At 50.2% G+C, this 25338-nt stretch carries 21 protein-coding genes, 1 pseudogene and 1 CRISPR repeat array; of the genes and pseudogenes, 15 read left to right on the plus strand and 7 right to left on the minus strand.

The window, feature by feature from the left end; genetic code table 11:
* Positions 1–76: 76 nt before the first annotated feature.
* On the minus strand, positions 77–925 hold the full coding sequence (gene queF / locus RTW80_RS13085) for an NADPH-dependent 7-cyano-7-deazaguanine reductase QueF (protein WP_000100420.1): 849 nt from the start codon (positions 923–925) through the stop codon (positions 77–79).
* 67 nt (positions 926–992) lie between these two features.
* On the opposite strand from queF, the gene syd reads away from it, so the two are divergent.
* The 7 genes from syd to gudD all read left to right on the plus strand — a co-directional run bounded on the left by syd (position 993) and on the right by gudD (position 8228).
* The gene (syd, locus tag RTW80_RS13090) at positions 993–1538 is read left to right on the plus strand and encodes a SecY-interacting protein (protein WP_000342431.1); all 546 of its coding nucleotides are present in this window, start codon (positions 993–995) and stop codon (positions 1536–1538) included.
* A gap of 621 nt (positions 1539–2159) precedes the next feature.
* Positions 2160–2489, plus strand: coding sequence for a YqcC family protein (locus RTW80_RS13095; protein ID WP_000207003.1), 330 nt, complete (start codon positions 2160–2162; stop codon positions 2487–2489).
* Positions 2489–3271 carry a tRNA pseudouridine(65) synthase TruC gene (gene truC, locus RTW80_RS13100; protein ID WP_000890001.1) on the plus strand — a complete coding sequence of 261 codons (783 nt, stop codon included), beginning with the start codon at positions 2489–2491 and terminating at the stop codon, positions 3269–3271. The genes RTW80_RS13095 and truC overlap by 1 nt, the downstream gene beginning before the upstream one ends.
* Before the next feature lie 17 nt (positions 3272–3288).
* Positions 3289–3738: a flavodoxin gene (locus RTW80_RS13105; protein WP_000807751.1), complete on the plus strand. Its 450-nt coding sequence runs from the start codon at positions 3289–3291 to the stop codon at positions 3736–3738.
* Between the two features lie 434 nt (positions 3739–4172).
* On the plus strand, positions 4173–5525 hold the full coding sequence (gene gudP, locus RTW80_RS13110) for a galactarate/glucarate/glycerate transporter GudP (RefSeq protein WP_000097082.1): 1353 nt from the start codon (positions 4173–4175) through the stop codon (positions 5523–5525).
* A gap of 1 nt (position 5526) precedes the next feature.
* Entirely contained in the window at positions 5527–6867 is a 1341-nt protein-coding gene (locus RTW80_RS13115) for an enolase C-terminal domain-like protein (protein ID WP_000211759.1), read from the plus strand.
* A 20-nt stretch (positions 6868–6887) separates the two neighbouring features.
* A complete protein-coding gene (gene gudD, locus RTW80_RS13120) occupies positions 6888–8228 on the plus strand; it encodes a glucarate dehydratase (RefSeq protein ID WP_000098247.1) in 1341 nt (446 codons plus the stop codon).
* A gap of 231 nt (positions 8229–8459) precedes the next feature.
* Here gudD and barA read toward each other — a convergent pair whose 3' ends face one another.
* Complete coding sequence (barA, locus tag RTW80_RS13125) at positions 8460–11216, minus strand: two-component sensor histidine kinase BarA (protein ID WP_000186450.1); 2757 nt, start codon at positions 11214–11216, stop codon at positions 8460–8462.
* Positions 11217–11272: 56 nt separating this feature from the next.
* Here barA and rlmD point away from each other — a divergent pair, with 56 nt between their 5' ends.
* The 7 genes from rlmD to eno all read left to right on the plus strand — a co-directional run bounded on the left by rlmD (position 11273) and on the right by eno (position 19630).
* On the plus strand, positions 11273–12574 hold the full coding sequence (rlmD, locus tag RTW80_RS13130) for a 23S rRNA (uracil(1939)-C(5))-methyltransferase RlmD (RefSeq protein ID WP_000046812.1): 1302 nt from the start codon (positions 11273–11275) through the stop codon (positions 12572–12574).
* 47 nt (positions 12575–12621) lie between these two features.
* The gene (relA, locus tag RTW80_RS13135; RefSeq protein WP_000226815.1) at positions 12622–14856 is read left to right on the plus strand and encodes a GTP diphosphokinase; all 2235 of its coding nucleotides are present in this window, start codon (positions 12622–12624) and stop codon (positions 14854–14856) included.
* Positions 14857–14933: 77 nt separating this feature from the next.
* Positions 14934–15182: a type II toxin-antitoxin system antitoxin MazE gene (gene mazE / locus RTW80_RS13140; protein WP_000581937.1), complete on the plus strand. Its 249-nt coding sequence runs from the start codon at positions 14934–14936 to the stop codon at positions 15180–15182.
* Complete coding sequence (gene mazF / locus RTW80_RS13145; RefSeq protein ID WP_000254738.1) at positions 15182–15517, plus strand: endoribonuclease MazF; 336 nt, start codon at positions 15182–15184, stop codon at positions 15515–15517. The genes mazE and mazF overlap by 1 nt, the downstream gene beginning before the upstream one ends.
* 70 nt (positions 15518–15587) lie before the next feature.
* A complete protein-coding gene (mazG, locus tag RTW80_RS13150; RefSeq protein ID WP_001071648.1) occupies positions 15588–16379 on the plus strand; it encodes a nucleoside triphosphate pyrophosphohydrolase in 792 nt (263 codons plus the stop codon).
* 227 nt (positions 16380–16606) lie between these two features.
* Positions 16607–18244: a glutamine hydrolyzing CTP synthase gene (gene pyrG, locus RTW80_RS13155; RefSeq protein ID WP_000210878.1), complete on the plus strand. Its 1638-nt coding sequence runs from the start codon at positions 16607–16609 to the stop codon at positions 18242–18244.
* A gap of 87 nt (positions 18245–18331) precedes the next feature.
* Entirely contained in the window at positions 18332–19630 is a 1299-nt protein-coding gene (gene eno / locus RTW80_RS13160; protein WP_000036723.1) for a phosphopyruvate hydratase, read from the plus strand.
* 59 nt (positions 19631–19689) lie between these two features.
* On the opposite strand, the gene RTW80_RS13165 is transcribed toward eno, so the two are convergent.
* Both RTW80_RS13165 and yqcG read right to left on the minus strand, forming a co-directional pair.
* Complete coding sequence (locus RTW80_RS13165; RefSeq protein ID WP_001268460.1) at positions 19690–20562, minus strand: TPM domain-containing protein; 873 nt, start codon at positions 20560–20562, stop codon at positions 19690–19692.
* A gap of 13 nt (positions 20563–20575) precedes the next feature.
* Positions 20576–20716 (minus strand): cell envelope stress response protein YqcG, encoded by a 141-nt coding sequence (yqcG, locus tag RTW80_RS13170; RefSeq protein WP_001288228.1) that lies wholly within the window; start codon positions 20714–20716, stop codon positions 20576–20578.
* 138 nt (positions 20717–20854) lie between these two features.
* Between yqcG and queE the strand changes: the two genes are divergently transcribed.
* Positions 20855–21526, plus strand: a complete 672-nt coding sequence (queE, locus tag RTW80_RS13175) for a 7-carboxy-7-deazaguanine synthase QueE (RefSeq protein ID WP_063119261.1) — start codon at positions 20855–20857, stop codon at positions 21524–21526.
* 339 nt (positions 21527–21865) lie between these two features.
* Positions 21866–22748: direct repeats of the CRISPR family, unit length 29 nt; unit sequence GAGTTCCCCGCGCCTGCGGGGATAAACCG.
* 45 nt (positions 22749–22793) lie between these two features.
* Here the strand turns inward: queE and RTW80_RS13180 are convergent.
* The 3 genes and pseudogenes from RTW80_RS13180 to RTW80_RS31365 form a co-directional block, all read right to left on the minus strand.
* The gene (locus RTW80_RS13180; RefSeq protein WP_000039694.1) at positions 22794–24272 is read right to left on the minus strand and encodes an FGGY-family carbohydrate kinase; all 1479 of its coding nucleotides are present in this window, start codon (positions 24270–24272) and stop codon (positions 22794–22796) included.
* A gap of 26 nt (positions 24273–24298) precedes the next feature.
* Positions 24299–25264, minus strand: a pseudogene (locus RTW80_RS13185) (MFS transporter); the annotation flags it as partial.
* 15 nt (positions 25265–25279) lie between these two features.
* Positions 25280–25336 (minus strand): IS1 family transposase, encoded by a 57-nt coding sequence (locus RTW80_RS31365; RefSeq protein ID WP_003032489.1) that lies wholly within the window; start codon positions 25334–25336, stop codon positions 25280–25282.
* Positions 25337–25338 lie beyond the last annotated feature (2 nt).

A 25338-nucleotide genomic window follows, 5' to 3' on the forward strand; every position in this document is an offset into this window, starting at 1 on the left:
TTTGATTACAATAGCCCTGCCTGATGACCTTTCACAACCTTCTGCGTGAATCCAGCACGCAAAATTGAGAAAAAATTTATTGCCGAACCAGTCTTGTGGTCGATGGGACAAAATCGCTATTACTGCGCCACGGGTTAATGTCCAGACCGCCACGACGGGTATAACGTGCGTAAACGCTCAATTTTTCTGGCTGGCAGAAGCGTAACAGGTCATTAAAGATGCGTTCCACGCACTGTTCGTGGAACTCGTTGTGATGACGGAATGAGACCAGGTAACGCAGCAGTTTTTCTCTGTCAATTTGGCGTCCACGATACTGAATTTGGATCGAACCCCAATCTGGTTGATGGGTGATCAGGCAGTTTGATTTCAGCAGGTGGCTGACAAGCGTCTCTTCCACTACTTTTTCACCACAGGTGGCATTCTCCAGATAGTCAGTAGTGAATTCATAGTTATCGATAGTGATATCCTGGTCATCAATGCAAGTGCCATTAAAATGACCTATCGGCTGGCCTTCCAGTTCATCAAGACGATATAACGCCACGCTAATCTTACCCTGAGCGCAAGTGCTTAAGTCGCGCTCCAGCGTCTGGCGCACCTCATCCCAGTTATTAAAACGCGTCTGGTTAAAACTGTTGAGATAGAGCTTAAAACTCTTCGACTCAATCAGATTTACGCTGGTGTAATCAAGTTCAACATGACCGACAGCGACCTGCGGCAAACCTTTCGCATTCAGCCAGGAAAGTTCATACAGCGTCCAGATATCCGTACCGTGAAAAGGCAGGTTATCCGCTTTCAGACCCAGCGGGTCGCGATTCAGGCTGCGTGGAACGCCTTGCAGTAGGCTGGCGTCATAGGTATCCCGGTAATCGGTTGATTTTCCAAGAGTCAGGCCCGCAAGTGCCTGATGGTTTGCATAAGAAGACATGTTTCACCGTCATAAACCAGATAAACTAAACGACAAGTGTATCTGGTTTAAGTGAAGAGAGAAATTAGTGGACGATTTGACCGCACAAGCCCTGAAAGATTTTACTGCACGCTACTGCGATGCGTGGCATGAAGAGCATAAAAGCTGGCCGTTAAGTGAGGAACTGTACGGTGTTCCTTCACCGTGCATTATTTCAACTACCGAAGATGCCGTATACTGGCAACCCCAGCCGTTTACCGGGGAACAAAATGTAAACGCGGTTGAACGCGCTTTTGATATTGTGATACAACCCACAATTCATACCTTTTATACGACTCAGTTTGCCGGGGATATGCACGCGCAGTTTGGCGATATCAAACTGACATTGCTGCAAACCTGGAGTGAAGACGACTTCCGTCGGGTGCAGGAAAATCTGATTGGTCATCTGGTGACTCAGAAAAGGCTAAAACTGCCGCCCACGCTATTTATCGCGACGCTGGAAGAAGAGTTAGAGGTCATCTCGGTGTGTAATCTCTCCGGTGAAGTGTGCAAAGAGACGCTGGGAACACGTAAACGGACGCATTTAGCCTCAAATCTTGCGGAATTCCTTAATCAACTTAAGCCTCTTCTGTAATCCAAATACCCCATCTGGTTGTGAGAGATCTCTTACAGACCCTGTAGGAGATCGCCAGGAAATAAGCGAATACTTAAAAAGATAAGAATCGTTATTTTCATTTAAAAACAACATGTTACTTGTTAATTCTTAACTTTCATATGAAATTTTCCTTAAGGCATTGTCTGTAAGCGCCTTGTAAGACTTCGCGAAAAAGACGATTCTATCTTCGTCGACAGGGAGTCAGACAACGAAGTGAACATCAGGATGATGACACTTCTGCAGGACGCACCAGGATGGTGTTTCAGGGAAAGGCTTCTGGATGAAGCGAAGAGGATGACGCAGGACGCGTTAAAGGACACCTCCAGGATGGAGAATGAGAACCGGTCAGGATGATTCGGTGGGTCAGGAAGGCCAGGGACACTTCAGGATGAAGTATCACATCGGGGTGGTGTGAGCAGGAAGCAATAGTTCAGGATGAACGATTGGCCGCAAGGCCAGAGGAAAAGTTGTCAAGGATGAGCAGGGAGCAACAAAAGTAGCTGGAATGCTGCGAAACGAACCGGGAGCGCTGTGAATACAGTGCTCCCTTTTTTTATTCCTGCTATCCTTCGCGGCAGTTTTTCTTATTGAGGTTGCTTTATGACCACTCATGACCGCGTTCGTCTCCAGTTGCAGACGCTTGAAGCGTTACTGCGTGAACATCAGCACTGGCGAAACGATGAACCCCAGCCGCATCAATTTAATAGTACCCAACCGTTCTTTATGGACACCATGGAACCACTGGAGTGGTTGCAGTGGGTGCTGATCCCGCGAATGCACGATTTGTTAGATAACAAACAGCCGTTACCGGGCGCTTTTGCCGTTGCACCCTATTATGAAATGGCGCTGGCGACGGACCATCCGCAACGCGCGCTTATTCTGGCTGAGCTGGAAAAACTGGATGCTCTTTTTGCGGATGATGCGAGCTAATGCTGGAAATACTCTATCAGGATGAATGGCTGGTTGCGGTAAATAAACCCTCCGGCTGGCTGGTTCACCGCAGCTGGCTGGATCGCGACGAGAAAGTAGTGGTCATGCAAACCGTGCGTGACCAGATAGGCCAGCATGTTTTTACTGCTCATCGTCTGGACCGACCCACTTCTGGTGTGTTGTTGATGGGATTATCCAGCGAGGCCGGACGGCTGCTGGCACAACAGTTTGAACAGCACCAAATCCAGAAACGTTACCATGCGATTGTGCGCGGCTGGTTGATGGAAGAAGCGGTGCTGGATTATCCACTGGTGGAAGAACTGGACAAAATCGCTGATAAATTTGCCCGCGAAGATAAAGGCCCGCAGCCAGCAGTGACGCATTATCGCGGTCTGGCGACCGTAGAAATGCCGGTAGCGACCGGACGTTACCCGACCACGCGCTACGGCCTGGTGGAACTGGAGCCGAAAACCGGACGCAAACATCAGCTTCGCCGACATCTTGCCCATTTGCGTCATCCGATTATTGGCGATAGCAAACATGGCGATTTACGCCAGAATCGCAGCGGTGCTGAGCATTTTGGCCTCCAGCGGTTAATGCTACATGCCAGTCAGTTGTCATTGACGCATCCTTTTACTGGCGAGCCGCTGACTATTCACGCGGGCCTGGACGACACCTGGATGCAGGCGTTATCACAATTTGGCTGGCGCGGTCTGCTTCCTGAAAATGAAAGGGTTGAGTTCAGTGCGCCATCGGGTCAGGATGGAGAGATAAGTTCCTAATCCAGGGAGAAAACGGTATGGCGGAAATTGGTATTTTTGTCGGCACCATGTACGGGAATTCACTGTTAGTGGCCGAAGAAGCGGAAGCGATTCTGACCGCGCAGGGCCACAAAGCAACGGTATTTGAAGATCCTGAATTAAGCGACTGGCTGCCCTATCAGGATAAGTATGTTCTGGTGGTTACGTCCACGACCGGGCAGGGCGACCTTCCTGATAGCATTGTGCCACTCTTTCAGGGAATCAAAGATAGTCTGGGCTTCCAGCCGAATCTGCGTTATGGCGTGATTGCGCTCGGCGACAGTAGTTATGTGAATTTCTGCAATGGCGGCAAACAGTTCGATGCCTTGTTGCAGGAACAGAGCGCTCAGCGGGTTGGCGAAATGCTGTTGATTGACGCCAGTGAGAACCCGGAACCGGAAACGGAATCAAATCCGTGGGTCGAACATTGGGGCACGCTGTTGTCCTGATATGTTCAGCGAGCGGTAAATGCCGTTTTAGCAGTGCTGAATCGAATCTTTTCAGGCAAATGCCAGTAAAAACTGCTTCATAGTGCGGATTTTTACTGGCGTTTGCCTGGAGTCAAGCGATCCATTTCATACTCTTCTTTATTTCTTCGTTTTAACCCTTCCTTTCTTGTTCTTGTTTTCATTTCCGTGAAGTGGATTCCACCGTCCAGGGCTAATGCCAAAATCGGGCCTCATTGAACGCATTAATGTTGTGTTGTTGCACGGTGAGCCGCTATGGCGCGCTTTTTATACTGCTATTGCCAGATATAAACACGCGCCGTATTCGGCGAACGACCTATAAAAACGGCAAAAAACACCCTACGTCACCTCTGATTTCCTGGCGATGTCGCAGTCCAGAGTGAGCGTGGCTAACGCGAATTTTCAGGAGTGCAACAATGAGTTCTTTAAGTCAGGCTGCGAGCAGTGTGGAAAAACGCACAAATGCTCGTTACTGGATAGTGGTGATGTTGTTTATCGTCACATCCTTCAACTACGGCGACCGCGCTACGCTCTCTATCGCCGGTTCGGAAATGGCCAAAGATATCGGCCTTGATCCTGTGGGAATGGGCTATGTGTTCTCTGCTTTCTCATGGGCTTATGTTATCGGGCAGATCCCTGGTGGCTGGTTGCTGGACCGTTTTGGTTCAAAACGCGTCTACTTCTGGTCGATCTTTATCTGGTCGATGTTTACCTTGCTGCAAGGCTTCGTCGATATCTTTAGTGGATTCGGCATTATCGTTGCCCTGTTTACGCTGCGCTTCCTGGTCGGGCTTGCTGAAGCGCCATCTTTCCCCGGCAACAGTCGCATTGTTGCGGCCTGGTTTCCGGCGCAGGAAAGGGGAACGGCGGTGTCGATTTTTAACTCCGCCCAATACTTCGCAACGGTTATCTTCGCGCCGATTATGGGCTGGCTGACGCATGAAGTGGGCTGGTCACACGTCTTCTTCTTTATGGGCGGTCTGGGCATTGTCATCAGCTTTATCTGGTTGAAAGTCATCCACGAGCCAAATCAACATCCGGGCGTAAATCAGAAAGAGCTGGAGTATATCGCCGCGGGTGGCGCGCTGATCAATATGGATCAGCAAAACACTAAAGTTAAAGTGCCGTTCAGCGTGAAGTGGGGGCAGATCAAACAGCTGCTCGGGTCACGGATGATGATCGGCGTTTATATCGGTCAGTACTGTATCAACGCCCTGACTTACTTCTTTATTACCTGGTTCCCGGTTTATCTGGTGCAGGCACGCGGGATGTCGATTCTGAAAGCGGGCTTTGTGGCTTCCGTTCCGGCGGTTTGCGGTTTTATCGGCGGTGTGCTGGGTGGGATTATTTCCGACTGGCTGATGCGCCGCACGGGATCGCTGAACATTGCGCGTAAAACACCGATCGTAATGGGCATGTTGCTGTCGATGGTGATGGTGTTCTGCAACTACGTCAACGTTGAGTGGATGATCATCGGCTTTATGGCGCTGGCCTTCTTCGGTAAGGGCATCGGGGCGCTGGGTTGGGCAGTAATGGCAGATACCGCGCCAAAAGAGATCAGCGGTCTTTCCGGTGGCCTGTTCAACATGTTCGGTAACATTTCTGGCATCGTCACGCCAATCGCAATTGGTTATATCGTTGGCACGACTGGCTCCTTTAATGGGGCGCTGATTTATGTTGGTGTTCATGCCTTAATCGCGGTACTGAGCTACCTGGTGCTGGTGGGCGATATCAAGCGTATCGAGCTGAAACCTGTCGCGGGGCAATAAGATGACGACACAATCCAGTCCTGTTATTACTGATATGAAAGTCATTCCGGTCGCCGGGCACGATAGCATGTTGCTTAATATTGGTGGGGCACATAACGCATATTTCACCCGCAATATTGTGGTACTCACCGATAACGCCGGGCATACCGGCATTGGTGAAGCGCCGGGCGGAGAGGTGATTTATCAAACACTGGTCGATGCTATTCCGATGGTTCTGGGCCAGGAAGTTGCGCGCCTGAATAAAGTGGTTCAGCAGGTGCATAAAGGTAATCAGGCAGCCGATTTTGATACCTTCGGCAAAGGTGCCTGGACTTTTGAATTGCGCGTTAATGCCGTGGCGGCGCTGGAAGCCGCCTTGCTTGACCTGCTAGGTAAGGCGCTGAATGTTCCGGTCTGCGAACTGTTGGGGCCAGGCAAGCAACGCGAGACTATTACCGTCCTCGGTTATCTGTTTTATATCGGTGATCGGACCAAAACCGATCTTCCTTATCTGGAAAATACGCCGGGCAACCATGAGTGGTATCAGTTGCGCCATCAGAAAGCGATGAACAGCGAAGCCGTTGTGCGTCTGGCGGAAGCCTCACAGGATCGCTACGGCTTTAAAGATTTCAAACTTAAGGGCGGCGTGTTACCTGGCGAGCAAGAAATCGACACTGTTCGTGCATTGAAGAAACGCTTCCCGGATGCGCGGATTACCGTTGATCCCAACGGTGCATGGCTGCTTGATGAAGCCATTTCTTTATGCAAAGGGCTGAATGATGTTCTTACCTATGCCGAAGATCCATGCGGCGCAGAACAGGGCTTCTCCGGACGTGAAGTGATGGCGGAATTTCGACGGGCGACCGGCTTGCCCGTCGCGACTAACATGATCGCCACCAACTGGCGCGAAATGGGTCATGCGGTGATGCTCAATGCGGTAGATATTCCACTTGCCGATCCGCACTTCTGGACGCTTTCCGGTGCAGTCCGTGTGGCGCAGCTTTGCGACGACTGGGGGCTGACCTGGGGCTGCCATTCTAATAACCATTTCGATATCTCTCTGGCGATGTTTACCCATGTGGGCGCGGCGGCACCGGGTAATCCTACCGCTATCGATACCCACTGGATTTGGCAGGAGGGCGATTGTCGCCTGACCCAAAATCCGCTGGAGATTAAAAACGGAAAAATTGCCGTTCCTGATGCGCCCGGTCTGGGCGTGGAACTGGACTGGGAACAGGTACAAAAGGCACATGAGGCCTATAAACGTCTGCCTGGCGGTGCGCGTAACGACGCAGGTCCGATGCAGTACCTGATCCCCGGCTGGACCTTTGACCGTAAACGTCCCGTTTTCGGCCGTCATTGATTCTGAAAAAGGACATAAATATGAGTTCTCAATTTACGACGCCTGTTGTTACTGAAATGCAGGTTATCCCGGTGGCGGGTCATGACAGTATGCTGATGAATCTGAGTGGTGCACACGCACCGTTCTTTACGCGTAATATTGTGATTATCAAAGATAATTCTGGTCACACTGGCGTAGGGGAAATTCCCGGCGGCGAGAAAATCCGTAAAACGCTGGAAGATGCGATTCCGCTGGTAGTGGGTAAAACGCTGGGTGAATACAAAAACGTTCTGACGCTGGTGCGTAATACTTTTGCCGATCGTGATGCTGGTGGGCGCGGTTTGCAGACATTTGATTTGCGTACCACTATTCATGTAGTTACCGGGATAGAAGCGGCAATGCTGGATCTGCTGGGGCAGCATCTGGGGGTAAACGTGGCATCGCTGCTGGGCGATGGTCAACAGCGTAGCGAAGTCGAAATGCTCGGTTATCTGTTCTTCGTCGGTAATCGCAAAGCCACACCGCTGCCGTATCAAAGCCAGCCGGATGACTCATGCGACTGGTATCGCCTGCGTCATGAAGACGCGATGACGCCGGATGCGGTGGTGCGCCTGGCGGAAGCGGCATATGAAAAATATGGCTTCAACGATTTCAAACTGAAGGGCGGTGTACTGGCCGGGGAAGAAGAAGCCGAGTCTATTGTGGCACTGGCGAAACGTTTCCCGCAGGCGCGTATTACGCTCGATCCTAACGGTGCCTGGTCGCTGAACGAAGCGATTAAAATTGGTAAATACCTGAAAGGGTCACTGGCTTATGCAGAAGATCCGTGTGGTGCGGAGCAAGGTTTCTCCGGGCGTGAAGTGATGGCAGAGTTCCGTCGCGCGACAGGTCTGCCGACTGCAACCAATATGATCGCCACCGACTGGCGGCAAATGGGCCATACGCTCTCCCTGCAATCCGTTGATATCCCGCTGGCGGATCCGCATTTCTGGACAATGCAAGGTTCGGTACGTGTGGCGCAAATGTGCCATGAATTTGGCCTGACCTGGGGTTCACACTCTAACAACCACTTCGATATTTCCCTGGCGATGTTTACCCATGTTGCCGCCGCTGCACCGGGTAAAATTACTGCTATTGATACGCACTGGATTTGGCAGGAAGGCAATCAGCGCCTGACCAAAGAACCGTTTGAGATCAAAGGCGGGCTGGTACAGGTGCCAGAAAAACCGGGGCTGGGTGTAGAAATCGATATGGATCAAGTGATGAAAGCCCATGAGCTGTATCAGAAACACGGGCTTGGCGCGCGTGACGATGCGATGGGAATGCAGTATCTGATTCCTGGCTGGACGTTCGATAACAAGCGTCCGTGCATGGTGCGTTAAGACAGAAAACCAAAACCGGCTCTATCTGGAGCCGGTTTGAGACTGATGCTAAACGCAAAATAGCCTGTTGTGCTATGTATCAGGTCTACATCATTTTTTAATTCATTGAATTTAATTGGTTTTGTAGGCCGGATAAGGCGTTAACGCCGCATCCGGCATAAACACAGGCACTTTGTCACCAATCTGAAACCAGCGTCATAAAAAGCCGATTGCTACTCGACAAGACATCCATTACCCGAGAATTTTGCTGGCTTCGCGCGCGACATTATCCATCTCGTCCAACAGTTCCAGCAGCTCCGGTTCCAAATCTTCTTCTTTAGTACCGCTACGTAGCTGTTGTTCGATCAGTTGGCAGAGATTCTTCATACGTGGCACACCGCTATAGCCGCAACTGCCATGCAGTTTATGAATCAAATCAACCAGGCCTTCCGGGTTTTCTCCAACCAGCTGTTCCTCAACTTTGTTGCGAACTTCAGGCAGGAAATCGAGTAACATTTGCAGCATATCGCGCGCTAAATCGGTTTTTCCTGCTGCCTGGCGTAGTGCCAGTTGCCAGTCGAGGGTCGCATTCGGGTTCACCACAATTTCGTTGACTTCGGGCGTCACGACGCGAGAGGAAATACCGCTGCCAGGCTTGTAGCGCAACAACAAATTATGCAATCGCTCTTCTTCAATCGGTTTCGCCAGATAATCGCTCATCCCTGCGCCAAGCAGCTTCTCTTTTTGCCCGGCCATTGCATGCGCCGTTACCGCGATAACCGGCGTTTGTTGCTGATGCGGGAGTTGGTGGATGAGTTCGCAGGCCCGAATGCCATCCATGTCCGGCATTTGAATATCCATTAAGATCAAATCGAACGGCATCTGTTTCGCCCGTTCAACCGCCTGATGCCCGCTATCGCAAAGTTCCACATGTTGCACCATATCTTCCAGCAATGCGCCGATAAGTTTCAGGTTAGCGGGGTTGTCATCAACCGCCATGACTGTCATTGCCAGCTTACTTTCATCGGTTACAGGCAAAAGCGTGTTTTGTTTGTGATGACAAAATTCCGTCAGGGCAGGCAACAGGCGTGTAGGTGTTAATGGTTTCAGCAGACACGCGCCGATACCATCTTGCTTGAGTTTTTCAGCATTGACTTGTGCATGGCAAGGAAGTGCCAGCATCAGGAAATCGGTCATCGATACCGCTTTCGCTAATCGCTCATGTTGCATTGTTAGCGGCTCGCGGAAGGTCACCGCGATGCCTAACAACATCATGTCGTAATGCGCGGGAGGCAGCGCGGAGAACGTTGGGCTATAAACCACTTCCAGCGGCGTTTCACTTAAAATATCCAGCGTGCATTGCGCTGCTGCGGAGTTTGGTTCGACATAGGCCAGGCGCTTACCTGCGAGGCACTGGGTGGATGGCCCTTCGATAATAATGTTCGGGTTCAGATCGAGATTAATGTGGAACCAGAAAGTTGAACCGCGATTCGGCTGGCTATGGAACGAAATATCGCCGCCCATTTCATTAACCAGTTTTTGTGTAATCACCAGCCCCAGCCCGGTGCCACCATGACGGCGGGAAATACTGGCATCAGCCTGTCGGAAGGCCTGGAATAAGCGCGATTGATCGCGTTCAGGAATACCAATGCCGGTATCCCGAATCTGCACTTCAATCTGCACTTTGGTATTACTCAGCGCACGTTTTTCTACCAGAATATCAATGTTGCCATTCTCGGTGAATTTAATTGCATTCCCCACCAGGTTAGTGATGATTTGCTGTAATCGCAGCGGGTCGCCGATCACGTTATCAGGCACGTCGCTTTTAATATTGAGCGTCAGTTCCAACCCTTTATCGTGAGAAGAATGTGCCAGCAGAGTAACGACTTCATCCAGCGTGCTGCGTAGTGGGAATGGAATACTTTCCAGAATCAGCTTACCTGCTTCCAGTTTCGAGAAGTCGAGAACATCATTAATAATTGCCAGCAAATTATTTGCCGAACGTTCAATCGTATTCAGGTGATCGCGCTGCGTTGGTGTTAATTCTGTTTTCAGCGTCAGGCGGGTAAAGCCAATAACACCATTCAGTGGTGTACGCAGCTCGTGTGACATATTTGCCAGAAACTCGGATTTAATACGCGCCGCTTCCTGGGCGCGCTTTTTCGCCAGATCCAACTCAACGTTCTGAATTTCCATCTGCTCCAGCGTTTCACGCAGATCGGACGTCGCCTGGTCGATATTGTGCTGCATCTCTTCGTGATAAGCAGCCAGCGACATTGCCATCGAGTTGATACCGTTTTTCAGCATATCCAGCTCACCGAGCATAAATCCTTCCACCCGGCTGTCGAGTTGCCCGCGACGGATGCGGTCGACGGTATTCACCATGTTGCGAATCGGACCGGTTACATCGCGCATTAAGCGCCAGCCAAAAATAAGCGCAATACCGATACAAAACAGCATCATCACGCTGGAAATAAAGATCTCTTTATATTGCTGCAAGCGAACCGATTTAAGATCCAGCTCCAGCGCAATATATCCCAACATATTTTGACTATTTTTGGCATCGCTACTGGGCGATTCGTCGGGGGAGTAACTCTCAGAAATAATCGGCGTGCGGAGGATCATAATATCGCCGTCACGAGTGACAGTGAGCTGGCGAGGAAACGGCACGTTGCTGCCGAGCTGCATTGATGAGGGATCAAGATGAAAATTGGAGGTGACAAAGAGTCGGTTATTTTCATCATAAACCGAAATCGCGCGAACAATATCGGAATGGCGACGATGCAGTACGCTTATTAACTGACCGATAGATTCGCGATTTTGCAGGCTCATGCCATATTCAGTAGAAACTGCAAGCGGCTCAATAATGCTGGCACCGGCATCTTCCAGTTGACGCTGCAAGTCGTTATAGCGATGCACGACGAAAAAGATACTCAGCAATAAACCAATAAGGACGGTCGGTGCCAGGATCAGAATCATCATGCGTGCGCGCAGGCTGTAGTTGGTCATGGAGTTCCGTTATGGGACAATTAAGGTCACACTGTTAAATTGAGAAAGTCTCGCCAATGGCGCAATTCTACTCTGCAAAACGACGCACGACGACGCGTCAGATCATAACCGTTTCAGTCAACGACCTCGACTCTTTTGGTCAGGGCGTGGCGCGACATAACGGCAAAACGCTATTTATCCCCGGATTATTGCCGCAGGAAAACGCGGAAGTTACTGTTACTGAAGATAAAAAACAGTATGCCCGCGCTAAAGTCGTACGCCGGTTAAGCGATAGCCCGGAACGCGAAACGCCACGCTGTCCTCATTTTGGCGTATGCGGTGGCTGTCAGCAACAACACGCCAGCGTGGATTTACAGCAGCGAAGCAAAAGTGCGGCACTCGCCCGATTAATGAAACACGATGTCTCTGAAGTGATCGCCGATGTTCCCTGGGGCTATCGCCGTCGCGCGCGTTTAAGTCTGAACTACTTACCGAAAACACAGCAACTTCAGATGGGGTTTCGCAAAGCGGGCTCCAGTGACATTGTCGACGTCAAACAATGCCCCATTTTAGCGCCCCAACTTGAAGCATTGCTGCCCAAAGTCAGGGCATGTCTGGGCAGCTTACAAGCTATGCGCCATCTTGGTCATGTTGAACTGGTACAGGCAACCAGCGGCACGCTGATGATTTTGCGCCATACCGCACCGCTAAGTTCGGCAGATCGCGAAAAACTGGAACGCTTTTCGCATTCTGAAGGCCTGGATCTGTATCTCGCCCCCGATAGTGAGATACTCGAAACCGTCTCTGGTGAGATGCCCTGGTATGACTCAAACGGGTTGCGCTTAACTTTTAGCCCGCGCGATTTTATTCAGGTCAATGCGGGTGTGAACCAAAAAATGGTCGCGCGTGCGTTGGAATGGCTGGATGTGCAACCTGAAGATCGCGTACTGGATCTGTTCTGCGGTATGGGCAACTTTACACTGCCATTGGCGACACAAGCTGCCAGTGTGGTCGGTGTAGAAGGTGTTCCGGCGCTGGTGGAAAAAGGCCAGCAGAATGCGCGTCTTAATGGCTTACAGAATGTGACGTTTTATCACGAAAATCTTGAAGAAGATGTCACAAAGCAGCCGTGGGCGAAAAACGGCTTCGATAAAGTGTTGCTGGACCCGGCGCGAGCAGGTGCCGCAGGTGTTATGCAGCAAATTATAAAACTGGAACCTATTCGTATAGTTTATGTATCCTGTAACCCTGCAACGCTGGCTCGGGATAGCGAAGCGTTATTAAAAGCAGGATATACCATTGCGCGACTGGCGATGCTGGATATGTTCCCACACACGGGACATCTGGAATCGATGGTACTTTTCTCGCGCGTTAAATAGTTGCGATTTGCCGATTTCGGCAGGTCTGGTCCCTAAAGGAGAGGACGATGGTTGCGGTAAGAAGTGCACATATCAATAAGGCTGGTGAATTTGATCCGGAAAAATGGATCGCAAGTCTGGGTATTACCAGCCAGAAGTCGTGTGAGTGCTTAGCCGAAACCTGGGCGTATTGTCTGCAACAGACGCAGGGGCATCCGGATGCCAGTCTGTTATTGTGGCGTGGTGTTGAGATGGTGGAGATCCTCTCGACATTAAGTATGGACATTGACACGCTGCGGGCGGCGCTGCTTTTCCCTCTGGCGGATGCCAACGTAGTCAGCGAAGATGTGCTGCGTGAGAGCGTCGGTAAGTCGGTCGTTAACCTTATTCACGGCGTGCGTGATATGGCGGCGATCCGCCAGCTGAAAGCGACGCACACTGATTCTGTTTCCTCCGAACAGGTCGATAACGTTCGCCGGATGTTATTGGCGATGGTCGATGATTTTCGCTGCGTGGTCATCAAACTGGCGGAGCGTATTGCTCATCTGCGGGAAGTAAAAGATGCGCCGGAAGATGAACGCGTACTGGCGGCAAAAGAGTGCACCAATATCTACGCGCCGTTGGCAAACCGTCTTGGGATTGGGCAACTGAAATGGGAGCTGGAAGATTACTGCTTCCGTTATCTGCACCCGACCGAATACAAACGCATCGCAAAACTGTTGCATGAACGCCGTCTCGACCGCGAACACTATATCGAAGAGTTTGTCGGTCATCTGCGCGCTGAGATGAAAGCTGAAGGCGTTAAAGCTGAAGTGTATGGTCGTCCGAAACACATCTACAGCATCTGGCGTAAAATGCAGAAAAAGAACCTCGCCTTCGATGAGCTGTTTGATGTGCGTGCGGTACGTATTGTCGCCGAGCGTTTACAGGATTGTTATGCCGCACTGGGGATAGTGCACACTCACTATCGCCACCTGCCGGATGAGTTTGACGATTACGTCGCTAACCCGAAACCAAACGGTTATCAGTCTATTCATACCGTGGTTCTGGGGCCGGGTGGAAAAACCGTTGAGATCCAAATCCGCACCAAACAGATGCATGAAGATGCAGAGTTGGGTGTTGCTGCGCACTGGAAATATAAAGAGGGCGCGGCTGCTGGCGGCGCACGTTCGGGACATGAAGACCGGATTGCCTGGCTGCGTAAACTAATTGCGTGGCAGGAAGAGATGGCTGATTCCGGCGAAATGCTCGACGAAGTACGTAGTCAGGTCTTTGACGACCGGGTGTACGTCTTTACGCCGAAAGGTGATGTCGTTGATTTGCCTGCGGGATCAACGCCGCTGGACTTCGCTTACCACATCCACAGTGATGTCGGACACCGCTGCATCGGGGCAAAAATTGGTGGGCGCATTGTGCCGTTCACCTACCAGCTGCAGATGGGCGACCAGATTGAAATTATCACCCAGAAACAGCCGAACCCCAGCCGTGACTGGTTAAACCCAAACCTCGGTTACGTCACAACCAGCCGTGGGCGTTCGAAAATTCACGCCTGGTTCCGTAAACAGGACCGTGACAAAAACATTCTGGCTGGGCGGCAAATCCTTGACGACGAGCTGGAACATCTGGGGATCAGCCTGAAAGAAGCAGAAAAACATCTGCTGCCGCGTTACAACTTCAATGATGTCGACGAGTTGCTGGCGGCGATTGGTGGCGGGGATATCCGTCTCAATCAGATGGTGAACTTCCTGCAATCGCAATTTAATAAGCCGAGTGCCGAAGAGCAGGACGCCGCCGCGCTGAAGCAACTTCAGCAAAAAAGCTACACGCCGCAAAACCGCAGTAAAGATAACGGTCGCGTGGTAGTCGAAGGTGTTGGCAACCTGATGCACCACATCGCGCGCTGCTGCCAGCCGATTCCTGGAGATGAGATTGTCGGCTTCATTACCCAGGGGCGCGGTATTTCAGTACACCGCGCCGATTGCGAACAACTGGCGGAACTGCGCTCCCATGCGCCAGAACGCATTGTTGACGCGGTATGGGGTGAGAGCTACTCCGCCGGATATTCGCTGGTGGTCCGCGTGGTGGCTAATGATCGTAGTGGGTTGTTACGTGATATCACGACCATTCTCGCCAACGAGAAGGTGAACGTGCTTGGCGTTGCCAGCCGTAGCGACACCAAACAGCAACTGGCGACCATCGACATGACCATTGAGATTTACAACCTGCAAGTGCTGGGGCGCGTGCTGGGTAAACTCAACCAGGTGCCGGATGTTATCGACGCGCGTCGGTTGCACGGGAGTTAGGCCGAAATTTGCTCGTATCTATAATGTAGATTGATATATACTGTATCTACATATGATAGCGGTTTGAGGAAAGGGTTATGATCCACAGTAGCGTAAAGCGTTGGGGAAATTCACCGGCGGTGCGGATCCCGGCTACGTTAATGCAGGCGCTCAATCTGAATATTGATGATGAAGTGAAGATTGACCTGGTGGATGGCAAATTAATTATTGAGCCAGTGCGTAAAGAGCCCGTATTTACGCTTGCTGAACTGGTCAACGACATCACGCCGGAAAACCTCCACGAGAATATCGACTGGGGAGAGCCGAAAGATAAGGAAGTCTGGTAATGGTAAGCCGATACGTACCCGATATGGGCGATCTGATTTGGGTTGATTTTGACCCGACAAAAGGTAGCGAGCAAGCTGGACATCGTCCAGCTGTTGTCCTGAGTCCTTTCATGTACAACAACAAAACAGGTATGTGTCTGTGTGTTCCTTGTACAACGCAATCAAAAGGATATCCGTTCGAAGTTGTTTTATCCGGTCAGGAACGTGATGGCGTAGCGTTAGCTGATCAGGTAAAAAGTATCGCCTGGCGGGCAAGAGGAGCAACGAAGAAAGGAACAGTTGCCCCAGAGGAATTACAACTCATTAAAGCCAAAATTAACGTACTGATTGGGTAGTGTTACTAACTCACTTCTATTCTGGTCACAGGTTTCCACCTGACAGACCCGCAATTTTCAGGACAATTCAATGAATCAAATCGACCGTTTGCTCACTATTATGCAGCGCCTGCGCGATCCGGAAAACGGCTGCCCGTGGGATAAAGAGCAGACATTTGCCACCATTGCGCCTTACACCCTTGAAGAAACCTACGAAGTGCTGGACGCCATCGCCCGTGAAGATTTTGACGATCTTCGCGGTGAACTGGGCGATCTGCTATTCCAGGTGGTGTTTTACGCGCAAATGGCTCAGGAAGAAGGGCGCTTTGACTTTAATGATATTTGCGCTGCTATTAGCGATAAATTAGAGCGTCGCCATCCGCATGTTTTTGCTGATAGTTCTGCCGAAAACAGTAGTGAAGTGCTTGCCCGTTGGGAGCAAATCAAAACCGAAGAGCGCGCGCAGAAAGCGCAGCATTCGGCGCTGGACGATATTCCTCGTAGTTTACCGGCTTTAATGCGTGCGCAAAAAATCCAGAAACGTTGCGCCAACGTTGGCTTCGATTGGACGACGCTTGGTCCGGTAGTCGATAAAGTCTACGAAGAGATCGACGAGGTGATGTACGAAGCGCGGCAGGCTGTTGTCGACCAGGCTAAACTGGAGGAGGAAATGGGGGACCTGCTGTTTGCCACGGTCAATCTGGCTCGTCATTTAGGGACAAAAGCGGAAATCGCATTGCAAAAAGCGAACGAAAAATTTGAGCGTCGTTTTCGCGAAGTGGAGCGTATTGTTGCCGCGCGTGGACTGGAAATGACAGGTGTTGACCTCGAAACAATGGAAGAAGTCTGGCAACAGGTAAAACGGCAGGAAATTGATCTCTAAGGGAATTACGCGGTCAAGCGCCATTTGTGTCATTTTTTAAATGACAAGCGCTTGATTTGCGTCAAAAACATTTACCCCAAAGGGGCTATTTTCTCACTCCTGATTTCAATAGTGCGCTGGCGAAGAGGAGGGATAATGAAAGTTTGTGGCACAGGTCATGTTCGGGTATACTGCTTTCCCGTCCTGGTTATTCCATCGTCTTTTCAACCTAACTTCTCAGGTTCAGCATGACAACGAACTATATTTTTGTGACCGGCGGGGTCGTATCCTCTCTGGGTAAAGGCATTGCCGCAGCCTCCCTCGCAGCCATTCTTGAAGCCCGTGGCCTCAATGTGACCATCATGAAACTGGATCCGTACATCAACGTCGATCCAGGTACTATGAGCCCAATCCAACACGGGGAAGTGTTCGTTACTGAAGACGGCGCTGAAACCGACCTGGACCTGGGGCACTACGAGCGTTTCATTCGTACCAAAATGAGCCGCCGCAACAACTTCACCACGGGTCGTATCTACTCTGACGTTCTGCGTAAAGAACGCCGCGGTGACTACCTCGGCGCAACCGTGCAGGTTATTCCGCACATCACTAACGCAATCAAAGAGCGCGTGCTGGAAGGTGGCGAAGGTCATGACGTAGTACTGGTAGAAATCGGCGGTACAGTAGGTGATATCGAATCCTTGCCGTTCCTCGAAGCGATTCGCCAGATGGCTGTTGAAATTGGCCGTGAGCACACTCTGTTTATGCACCTGACGCTGGTGCCGTACATGGCAGCGTCTGGTGAAGTCAAAACCAAACCGACTCAGCACTCTGTAAAAGAGCTGCTCTCCATCGGTATCCAGCCTGACATCCTGATTTGTCGTTCAGATCGCGCTGTTCCGGCGAACGAACGTGCGAAGATTGCATTGTTCTGTAATGTTCCGGAAAAAGCGGTTATTTCTCTGAAAGACGTCGATTCCATCTATAAAATTCCGGGCCTGTTGAAATCTCAGGGGCTGGACGATTATATTTGTAAACGATTCAGCTTAAACTGCCCGGAAGCGAATCTGTCCGAATGGGAACAGGTTATCTTCGAAGAAGCGAACCCGGTAAGTGAAGTCACCATCGGTATGGTCGGCAAGTACATTGAACTGCCGGATGCTTATAAATCAGTGATCGAAGCACTGAAACACGGTGGGCTGAAGAATCGTGTCAGCGTCAACATCAAACTGATCGATTCACAAGATGTTGAAACGCGCGGCGTTGAAATCCTTAAAGGTCTGGACGCAATCCTCGTACCTGGCGGTTTCGGCTATCGTGGCGTAGAAGGCATGATTACGACCGCGCGTTTTGCGCGTGAGAACAATATTCCTTATCTGGGCATTTGCCTGGGTATGCAGGTGGCGTTAATTGATTACGCTCGCCATGTTGCCAACATGGAGAACGCCAACTCTACGGAATTTGTGCCAGACTGTAAGTACCCGGTTGTGGCGCTGATTACCGAGTGGCGCGATGAAAACGGCAACGTTGAAGTTCGTAGCGAGAAGAGCGATCTCGGCGGTACCATGCGTCTCGGCGCACAGCAGTGCCAGTTGGTTGACGATAGCCTGGTTCGCCAGCTGTACAATGCGCCGACAATTGTTGAGCGTCATCGTCACCGTTACGAAGTCAACAACATGCTGTTGAAACAGATTGAAGATGCAGGTCTGCGCGTTGCGGGCCGTTCCGGGGATGATCAGTTGGTCGAGATCATCGAAGTTCCGAATCACCCGTGGTTCGTGGCTTGCCAGTTCCATCCGGAGTTTACTTCTACTCCACGTGATGGTCACCCGCTGTTTGCAGGCTTTGTGAAAGCCGCCAGCGAGTTCCAGAAACGTCAGGCGAAGTAAGTAAAAAAGTTAGAGCGGCAACGCGTACCCTGGGTACGCGTTGTTTGTCTGGAGTTTCAGTTTAACTAGTGACTTGAGGAAAACCTAATGTCCAAAATCGTAAAAATCATCGGTCGTGAAATCATCGACTCCCGTGGTAACCCGACTGTTGAAGCCGAAGTACATCTGGAGGGTGGTTTCGTCGGTATGGCAGCTGCTCCGTCAGGTGCTTCTACTGGTTCCCGTGAAGCTCTGGAACTGCGCGATGGCGACAAATCCCGTTTCCTGGGTAAAGGCGTAACCAAAGCTGTTGCTGCGGTAAACGGCCCGATCGCTCAGGCGCTGATTGGCAAAGATGCTAAAGATCAGGCTGGCATTGACAAGATCATGATCGACCTGGACGGCACCGAAAACAAATCCAAATTCGGCGCGAACGCAATCCTGGCTGTATCTCTGGCTAACGCCAAAGCTGCTGCAGCTGCTAAAGGTATGCCGCTGTACGAGCACATCGCTGAACTGAACGGTACTCCGGGCAAATACTCTATGCCGGTTCCGATGATGAACATCATCAACGGTGGTGAGCACGCTGACAACAACGTTGATATCCAGGAATTCATGATTCAGCCGGTTGGCGCGAAAACTGTGAAAGAAGCCATCCGCATGGGTTCTGAAGTTTTCCATCACCTGGCAAAAGTTCTGAAAGCGAAAGGCATGAACACTGCTGTTGGTGACGAAGGTGGCTATGCGCCGAACCTGGGTTCCAACGCTGAAGCTCTGGCTGTTATCGCTGAAGCTGTTAAAGCTGCTGGTTATGAACTGGGCAAAGACATCACTTTGGCGATGGACTGCGCAGCTTCTGAATTCTACAAAGATGGTAAATACGTTCTGGCTGGCGAAGGCAACAAAGCGTTCACCTCTGAAGAATTCACTCACTTCCTGGAAGAACTGACCAAACAGTACCCGATCGTTTCTATCGAAGACGGTCTGGACGAATCTGACTGGGACGGTTTCGCATACCAGACCAAAGTTCTGGGCGACAAAATCCAGCTGGTTGGTGACGACCTGTTCGTAACCAACACCAAGATCCTGAAAGAAGGTATCGAAAAAGGTATCGCTAACTCCATCCTGATCAAATTCAACCAGATCGGTTCTCTGACCGAAACTCTGGCTGCAATCAAGATGGCGAAAGATGCTGGCTACACTGCAGTTATCTCTCACCGTTCTGGCGAAACTGAAGACGCTACCATCGCTGACCTGGCTGTTGGTACTGCTGCAGGCCAGATCAAAACTGGTTCTATGAGCCGTTCTGACCGTGTTGCTAAATACAACCAGCTGATTCGTATCGAAGAAGCTCTGGGCGAAAAAGCACCGTACAACGGTCGTAAAGAGATCAAAGGCCAGGCATAAGACTGACTTTATCTGATTTAAAAATGCCAGCCTCCGGGCTGGCATTTTTTATGGTTGAGTTACCAGCGGCCGGATGCGCCGCCACCTCCAGAAGAACCGCCCCCGCCGCTAAATCCGCCGCTATCTGAGCCTCCAGCGGAACCGCTGTTGTCTGAATGATAACTTCTACCAGATGCTCTTTTCTGAAGTACACATAAACAGGTAAAGACCATAAATATGGTGAAAGTAAAAAAGAAGGAAAATACAGCAATGGAAAAAATTTTATCGGAGAACAGGAATAAATCTAAAAGATAGATTGCTGAAATACAGACTCCACTTTTACATGCGCGACAAAAATTACTGCCTTGATGAAAAAACCAGAAAGGGAAGAACATCACTGCAAATACCCAAAAAATAGCAAAGTAATAATGATCACTGGAAGACGCTGATTCACTTTCTGAAGGATTAGTCGGATATTGGTGTTGTGAAGTGAGTTGGTTATTCAAAGCGTTTATAGCTAGCTCTAATCCCTTAGCTAATTTTTGTTGTTTAAATGCGGGTATCATGTTGCTACGGATGATATCTCCAGCCAGAGCATCGGTTACCTTTTCTTCCAGCCCATAACCTACCTGGATGCGGACAGTGCGATCCGACCAGGCAACAACGATCAGTATCCCATCATTACGTTTGGCATCTCCTAAACGCCAATTGTCAAAAACTCTTGTAGCATATTGTTCAATTGTCTCGTCTTTGGTTGTGGGAACAATTAATACGGCAATTTGCACTTGGGTATTATTGAAAATAGATTCTAACTTGTGCGTCAGTTCTTTCTTTTCTTGTGAGTTTAAGCTACTCGTAAGATCCGTAACTTGTTGCTGTAATTGTGGGACAATAGTTGGTTGGGCTGCAACAAAGGAACATACGAAAGTGAACATTAGTATGAAATAGCGCATTATAAATTTCTCATTAAATCTGGATAAATAAATTGACGGCGGCATCGGTAATTTTATATTCGTTATCATTAAAAACTAATACAGAAAAAATAAATATAATTTTGGTGAATGTTTTGACATGATTAAATCCATTTTCTTTATTTTCTTCTGACATAATACGTTACTCCCTTTAATTATTAACGATATGTTTCGCATTTTTCTTTAAACCTGCCTGTAACAGAATGTTAATAAGACATGATTGTTGTGGCAGGATCTGCAATAATTAACAATTATCCACTTCACAGAGAATGCTATGCAGTACCCGATTAACGAGATGTTCCAGACCCTGCAAGGTGAGGGTTACTTTACCGGCGTTCCCGCCATTTTTATTCGTTTACAGGGATGCCCGGTTGGCTGTGCCTGGTGCGACACCAAACACACCTGGGAAAAGCTTGAGGATCGGGAAGTCTCCCTTTTCAGCATTCTGGCGAAGACCAAAGAGAGTGATAAGTGGGGGGCTGCGAGCAGTGAAGATTTGCTGGCTGTCATTGGTCGCCAGGGATACACCGCGCGGCATGTGGTGATTACGGGTGGTGAGCCTTGCATTCATGATTTGCTGCCACTGACTGATCTGCTCGAAAAGAACGGTTTTAGCTGCCAGATCGAAACCAGTGGTACTCATGAGGTACGCTGCACACCGAATACCTGGGCTACCGTATCGCCAAAGCTGAACATGCGCGGCGGCTATGAAGTGTTGTCACAGGCACTGGAGCGAGCCAACGAAATCAAGCATCCAGTGGGGCGCGTACGCGATATTGAAGCACTGGATGAACTACTGGCAACGCTGACCGATGATAAACCGCGAGTCATTGCACTGCAGCCGATTAGCCAAAAGGATGATGCCACACGTTTGTGCATTGAAACCTGCATTGCGCGTAATTGGCGTTTGTCGATGCAAACCCATAAATATTTAAATATTGCCTGATTAAACATTTATAAGCGTTATAAATGGGTGGAACCTGTAAAGACTTCTACTCATTTATATTGTTTGTCGCCTCTGAAAACTCCTCCATTTTACCCATCCAGGGCTAATCATTAGCATTCTCTACAAATTCTGTGGCATTAATTTTTCGCTGGAGTGAAAATTATTGCGGTAAAGTTTGGTCGATTTTAGTTTGTATAGAGTTATTTTAATTATTTACTTTTTCAATCAATGGATTAAGTGCTCTTTAACATAATGGATGTGTTGTTTGTGTGATACTGTAAAGTTGGTAGATTGTGACTGGCTTAAAAAATCATTAATTAATAATAGGTTATGTTTAGAGAGTTCCCCGCGCCTGCGGGGATAAACCGCGCGAGCGCGTTAGCTGACGACATGATCCAAAGAGTTCCCCGCGCCTGCGGGGATAAACCGCAACATATTTAAACGATTTAAGCCAGGCATATGAGTTCCCCGCGCCTGCGGGGATAAACCGTTCTGGGTAACTGGGCGTGGATATCCGGCGATGAGTTCCCCGCGCCTGCGGGGATAAACCGCAGCCCCTGAGTCAGTGGATGATTGCGAATGAGAGTTCCCCGCGCCTGCGGGGATAAACCGAACTTTTTAACAGTGTGGCGCAGGCGATGGGCGAGTTCCCCGCGCCTGCGGGGATAAACCGGTGCGGCAGATATTGACCGCGAAGCGGTTATCGAGTTCCCCGCGCCTGCGGGGATAAACCGCATATCGCGATCGCGCCGGGTACGAAAATCACGAGTTCCCCGCGCCTGCGGGGATAAACCGAAACACCTGAACGATGTCATCAACGACGTAAAGAGTTCCCCGCGCCTGCGGGGATAAACCGCTATGAAGGCGTAGTGGATTCAGTCATAAAAAGAGTTCCCCGCGCCTGCGGGGATAAACCGAGGACGTAAACCCAATGAAAAACATGATTGCGGAGTTCCCCGCGCCTGCGGGGATAAACCGCGCGGCAATGGATGCGCAGGTACGCGAATTAAGAGTTCCCCGCGCCTGCGGGGATAAACCGGTGTTTGAGGTGCCGCAGCCAATCTGTACGTCGAGTTCCCCGCGCCAGCGGGGATAAACCGATCTCGCTTCTGATGGTGCACCTCATCAATAGGAGTTCCCCGCGCCAGCGGGGATAAACCGAGATTTTGGGACAACGTATTCAGTCTGGACGAGAGTTCCCCGCGTCAGCGGGGATAACCATTTAGGTATGTTCAGGCCGGGCAGTTTTCCGCCCGGCCTACCTCATTCACACATTCGACCAGCTCTGGATCGAATCCGCATTCCCCAATTCCCCATGCATCACTTCATACGATTTTTTCAGAATCACATCAGTGTGTTTGGTTAAATCTTTGAAAATGCCTTTATTCATCGCGTCGTAGCGTTTGGCATTGCTCTCAACAGGCATAAAGATATCTTTCACGCGAACCATTTTATCGACAGCCGTTGCGTAATCCGGGTATAGCCCCAGACCTACCGCTGTATTAATCGCTGCCCCCAGGCTTGCACAACCGTTAATGGCGTTACGTCGTGCCGGAAGGTTGAACACGTCGGCAAAAATCTGCATAAACAGATCGCTGTTCGAACCGCCGCCAGTAATGATCACATGCTTCGCAAAGTGATTCATTTCATTACACATATTGTCGTAATTGTTCTTCAGCGTCAGCGCCACGCTTTCCAGTATCGAACGATATATCCATGCGTAATCCATGCTGGAATCAAAGCCGATCATAATCCCGCGTTTGTAGGGTTCCCACGGATTGGTCAGCCAGTCCAGCACCGTCATCAGCCCATTACAGCCAGGTGGCACACTAGAGGCTTTCTTGTTGAGTAAATCTTCCGGTGAAAGATCCTGCGCCCTGGCATCCTGAATTAACGACTCGCCTAACATGTCACGCAGCCAGCTCACCGTCCACATACCTTTGCGAATACCGTAACCTTCATACAGCAATGTTTGCGGAATAGAAGACATAATCGGCCAGTACGCTACCGGATCTTTCGGCAGTGCTTTGCCGTTCATCATCAATGCGATGTAAGTGCCAAGAGAAATTACCGCAGTTTCATCATCCAGTAATCCGGCCCCCAGAGCTTCTACCGGTTTATCACTGGTGGTACAAACAACCGGCAGTCCTGCCGGGAAATGTGTCGCCAGTGCGGCTTGTGGTGTGATATGTCCGAGGACGGTGCCAGGCATTTGCACATCAAACAGCATATGACGGGGGATATTAAACTTATCCATTACCGCAGCATCTTCGCTCCATGCCCAGCTCTTATAATCCACCGGCCACTGACCAAAATAGTTGGCGATATTGTCTTTAAACTCGCCGGTTAAGCGATGCGTCAGATAACCCGAAAAAGAGGTGACATACGCCACGTCAGGATTCGTATGTTCGTAAGGGCGTGTAACGCGTGCATCCTGCCAGCTAATCAACGGCGCAGCTGGCGTGCCGTCGGCTTTCAATAACGCACGGCAGCAACGGATGGAGCCCAGGCCGATGCCAACAATATCTTCTTTATTCCCGGCAAACTGGCTCATCAAATCGTGACCTGCAAAACATAATGATGCCCATAAATCGTCGTCAGGATGTTCTGCAGTATCGGCATCTGGCGTGTGCATCGGCTGTAATAAGCCTTTACCTTCGCAAACCACATTACCTTCCAGATCGTACATCACCACTTTTGTGCTCTGACTTCCGCCATCAATCCCTATGATGTATTTTTTCGACATGATTTTTCTCCTGTAATTTTCCTGGCTTACTTGCTGCTAGCCATTGCGGGGGCGCTATCAGCAGTACGAATTTTTTGGAACAGCAAAAAGGTAAAGACAATCACCATGGCAAGCGCCGCCATTCCCATCAGCCACATATTGCGGTAGGCTTCTGCTGCGGGCAGGGTGTCTTGCCAGTGGCCGATAATCGGGTAAACGAAGACATCCGGCAGGAATCCAATCACCGAACAAATACCTACCGTGGTGCCCATAATGTAAGACGGTGTTCTCGCTTCGCCAGGGCAGGCCCAGTACAGCCCGCGTGAGGCGTAACAGGTGAATCCCAGCAGTAAAATCAGGCCAATCCCCATCGCGACCGATTGCGGGTTAGAGTTCGTGACGAGCAGGGCAGTTAACGCCAGCAGGCCGAGTACGGAAAGGATTTGGATCACGCGGGTAGGGGATTTCACTTTACTGTAGGTGGTGATAATGCCGCCAAGTGGGCCGCACAGCGCGCGGAAGATTTTGTTGATCACAATCCCCATGTAGCTCGCCGCCACCAGCGACATGCCGTACATTTCGGTCAGATAGTTGGTGGAGTAACTCAGAATGGCGTAGATGGTGAAGACACCAAAAATCACCATGCTGCAATACCAGGTGGTGCTGATGCGCAAAACGGCAAGGATGTCGCTAAGCTGGAATGACTGTTTTTCTTCGTTATTGGCACTGCGCAGGTTGTTGTTATCGCTAACAAAAAACCAGCACAGAATCCCCAACAAGATGTAAACCACACTGTAGATGATAATGACTGTTTTCAGGCTGGCGCTGTCATCCGGTGCAAAGCGAGAAAAGACCCACATGGTAAACACCGCCAGCGACATTACACCGACGCCGCGCAGCCCTTCCATCCAGCCCATAATTTTCCCTTGCTCACTATGATCGCCCAGCAACGAGGCGGCTTTAATCGACACCGACCACAGCATTAAAATCGTCGTTATCGCAAAGGCGACCTGGGTAATGACTCCAACTTATTGATAGTGTTTTATGTTCAGATAATGCCCGATGACTTTGTCATGCAGCTCCACCG

The organism is Escherichia sp. AM3 (genome assembly GCF_032029835.1).
Lineage (GTDB): Bacteria > Pseudomonadota > Gammaproteobacteria > Enterobacterales > Enterobacteriaceae > Escherichia > Escherichia coli.

What these genes read in the sequence shown, in the direction of transcription:
- RTW80_RS13115 (WP_000211759.1), top strand. Translation starts at nt 5,527, where the DNA reads ATGACGACACAATCCAGTCCTGTTATTACTGATATGAAAGTCATTCCG.
- RTW80_RS13105 (WP_000807751.1), top strand. Translation starts at nt 3,289, where the DNA reads ATGGCGGAAATTGGTATTTTTGTCGGCACCATGTACGGGAATTCACTG.
- RTW80_RS13095 (WP_000207003.1), top strand. Translation starts at nt 2,160, where the DNA reads ATGACCACTCATGACCGCGTTCGTCTCCAGTTGCAGACGCTTGAAGCG.
- RTW80_RS13165 (WP_001268460.1), bottom strand. Translation starts at nt 20,562, where the DNA reads ATGCGCTATTTCATACTAATGTTCACTTTCGTATGTTCCTTTGTTGCA.
- barA (WP_000186450.1), bottom strand. Translation starts at nt 11,216, where the DNA reads ATGACCAACTACAGCCTGCGCGCACGCATGATGATTCTGATCCTGGCA.
- yqcG (WP_001288228.1), bottom strand. Translation starts at nt 20,716, where the DNA reads ATGTCAGAAGAAAATAAAGAAAATGGATTTAATCATGTCAAAACATTC.
- queF (WP_000100420.1), bottom strand. Translation starts at nt 925, where the DNA reads ATGTCTTCTTATGCAAACCATCAGGCACTTGCGGGCCTGACTCTTGGA.
- eno (WP_000036723.1), top strand. Translation starts at nt 18,332, where the DNA reads ATGTCCAAAATCGTAAAAATCATCGGTCGTGAAATCATCGACTCCCGT.
- RTW80_RS13180 (WP_000039694.1), bottom strand. Translation starts at nt 24,272, where the DNA reads ATGTCGAAAAAATACATCATAGGGATTGATGGCGGAAGTCAGAGCACA.
- relA (WP_000226815.1), top strand. Translation starts at nt 12,622, where the DNA reads ATGGTTGCGGTAAGAAGTGCACATATCAATAAGGCTGGTGAATTTGAT.
- gudP (WP_000097082.1), top strand. Translation starts at nt 4,173, where the DNA reads ATGAGTTCTTTAAGTCAGGCTGCGAGCAGTGTGGAAAAACGCACAAAT.
- gudD (WP_000098247.1), top strand. Translation starts at nt 6,888, where the DNA reads ATGAGTTCTCAATTTACGACGCCTGTTGTTACTGAAATGCAGGTTATC.
- pyrG (WP_000210878.1), top strand. Translation starts at nt 16,607, where the DNA reads ATGACAACGAACTATATTTTTGTGACCGGCGGGGTCGTATCCTCTCTG.
- mazG (WP_001071648.1), top strand. Translation starts at nt 15,588, where the DNA reads ATGAATCAAATCGACCGTTTGCTCACTATTATGCAGCGCCTGCGCGAT.
- mazE (WP_000581937.1), top strand. Translation starts at nt 14,934, where the DNA reads ATGATCCACAGTAGCGTAAAGCGTTGGGGAAATTCACCGGCGGTGCGG.
- mazF (WP_000254738.1), top strand. Translation starts at nt 15,182, where the DNA reads ATGGTAAGCCGATACGTACCCGATATGGGCGATCTGATTTGGGTTGAT.
- queE (WP_063119261.1), top strand. Translation starts at nt 20,855, where the DNA reads ATGCAGTACCCGATTAACGAGATGTTCCAGACCCTGCAAGGTGAGGGT.
- rlmD (WP_000046812.1), top strand. Translation starts at nt 11,273, where the DNA reads ATGGCGCAATTCTACTCTGCAAAACGACGCACGACGACGCGTCAGATC.
- truC (WP_000890001.1), top strand. Translation starts at nt 2,489, where the DNA reads ATGCTGGAAATACTCTATCAGGATGAATGGCTGGTTGCGGTAAATAAA.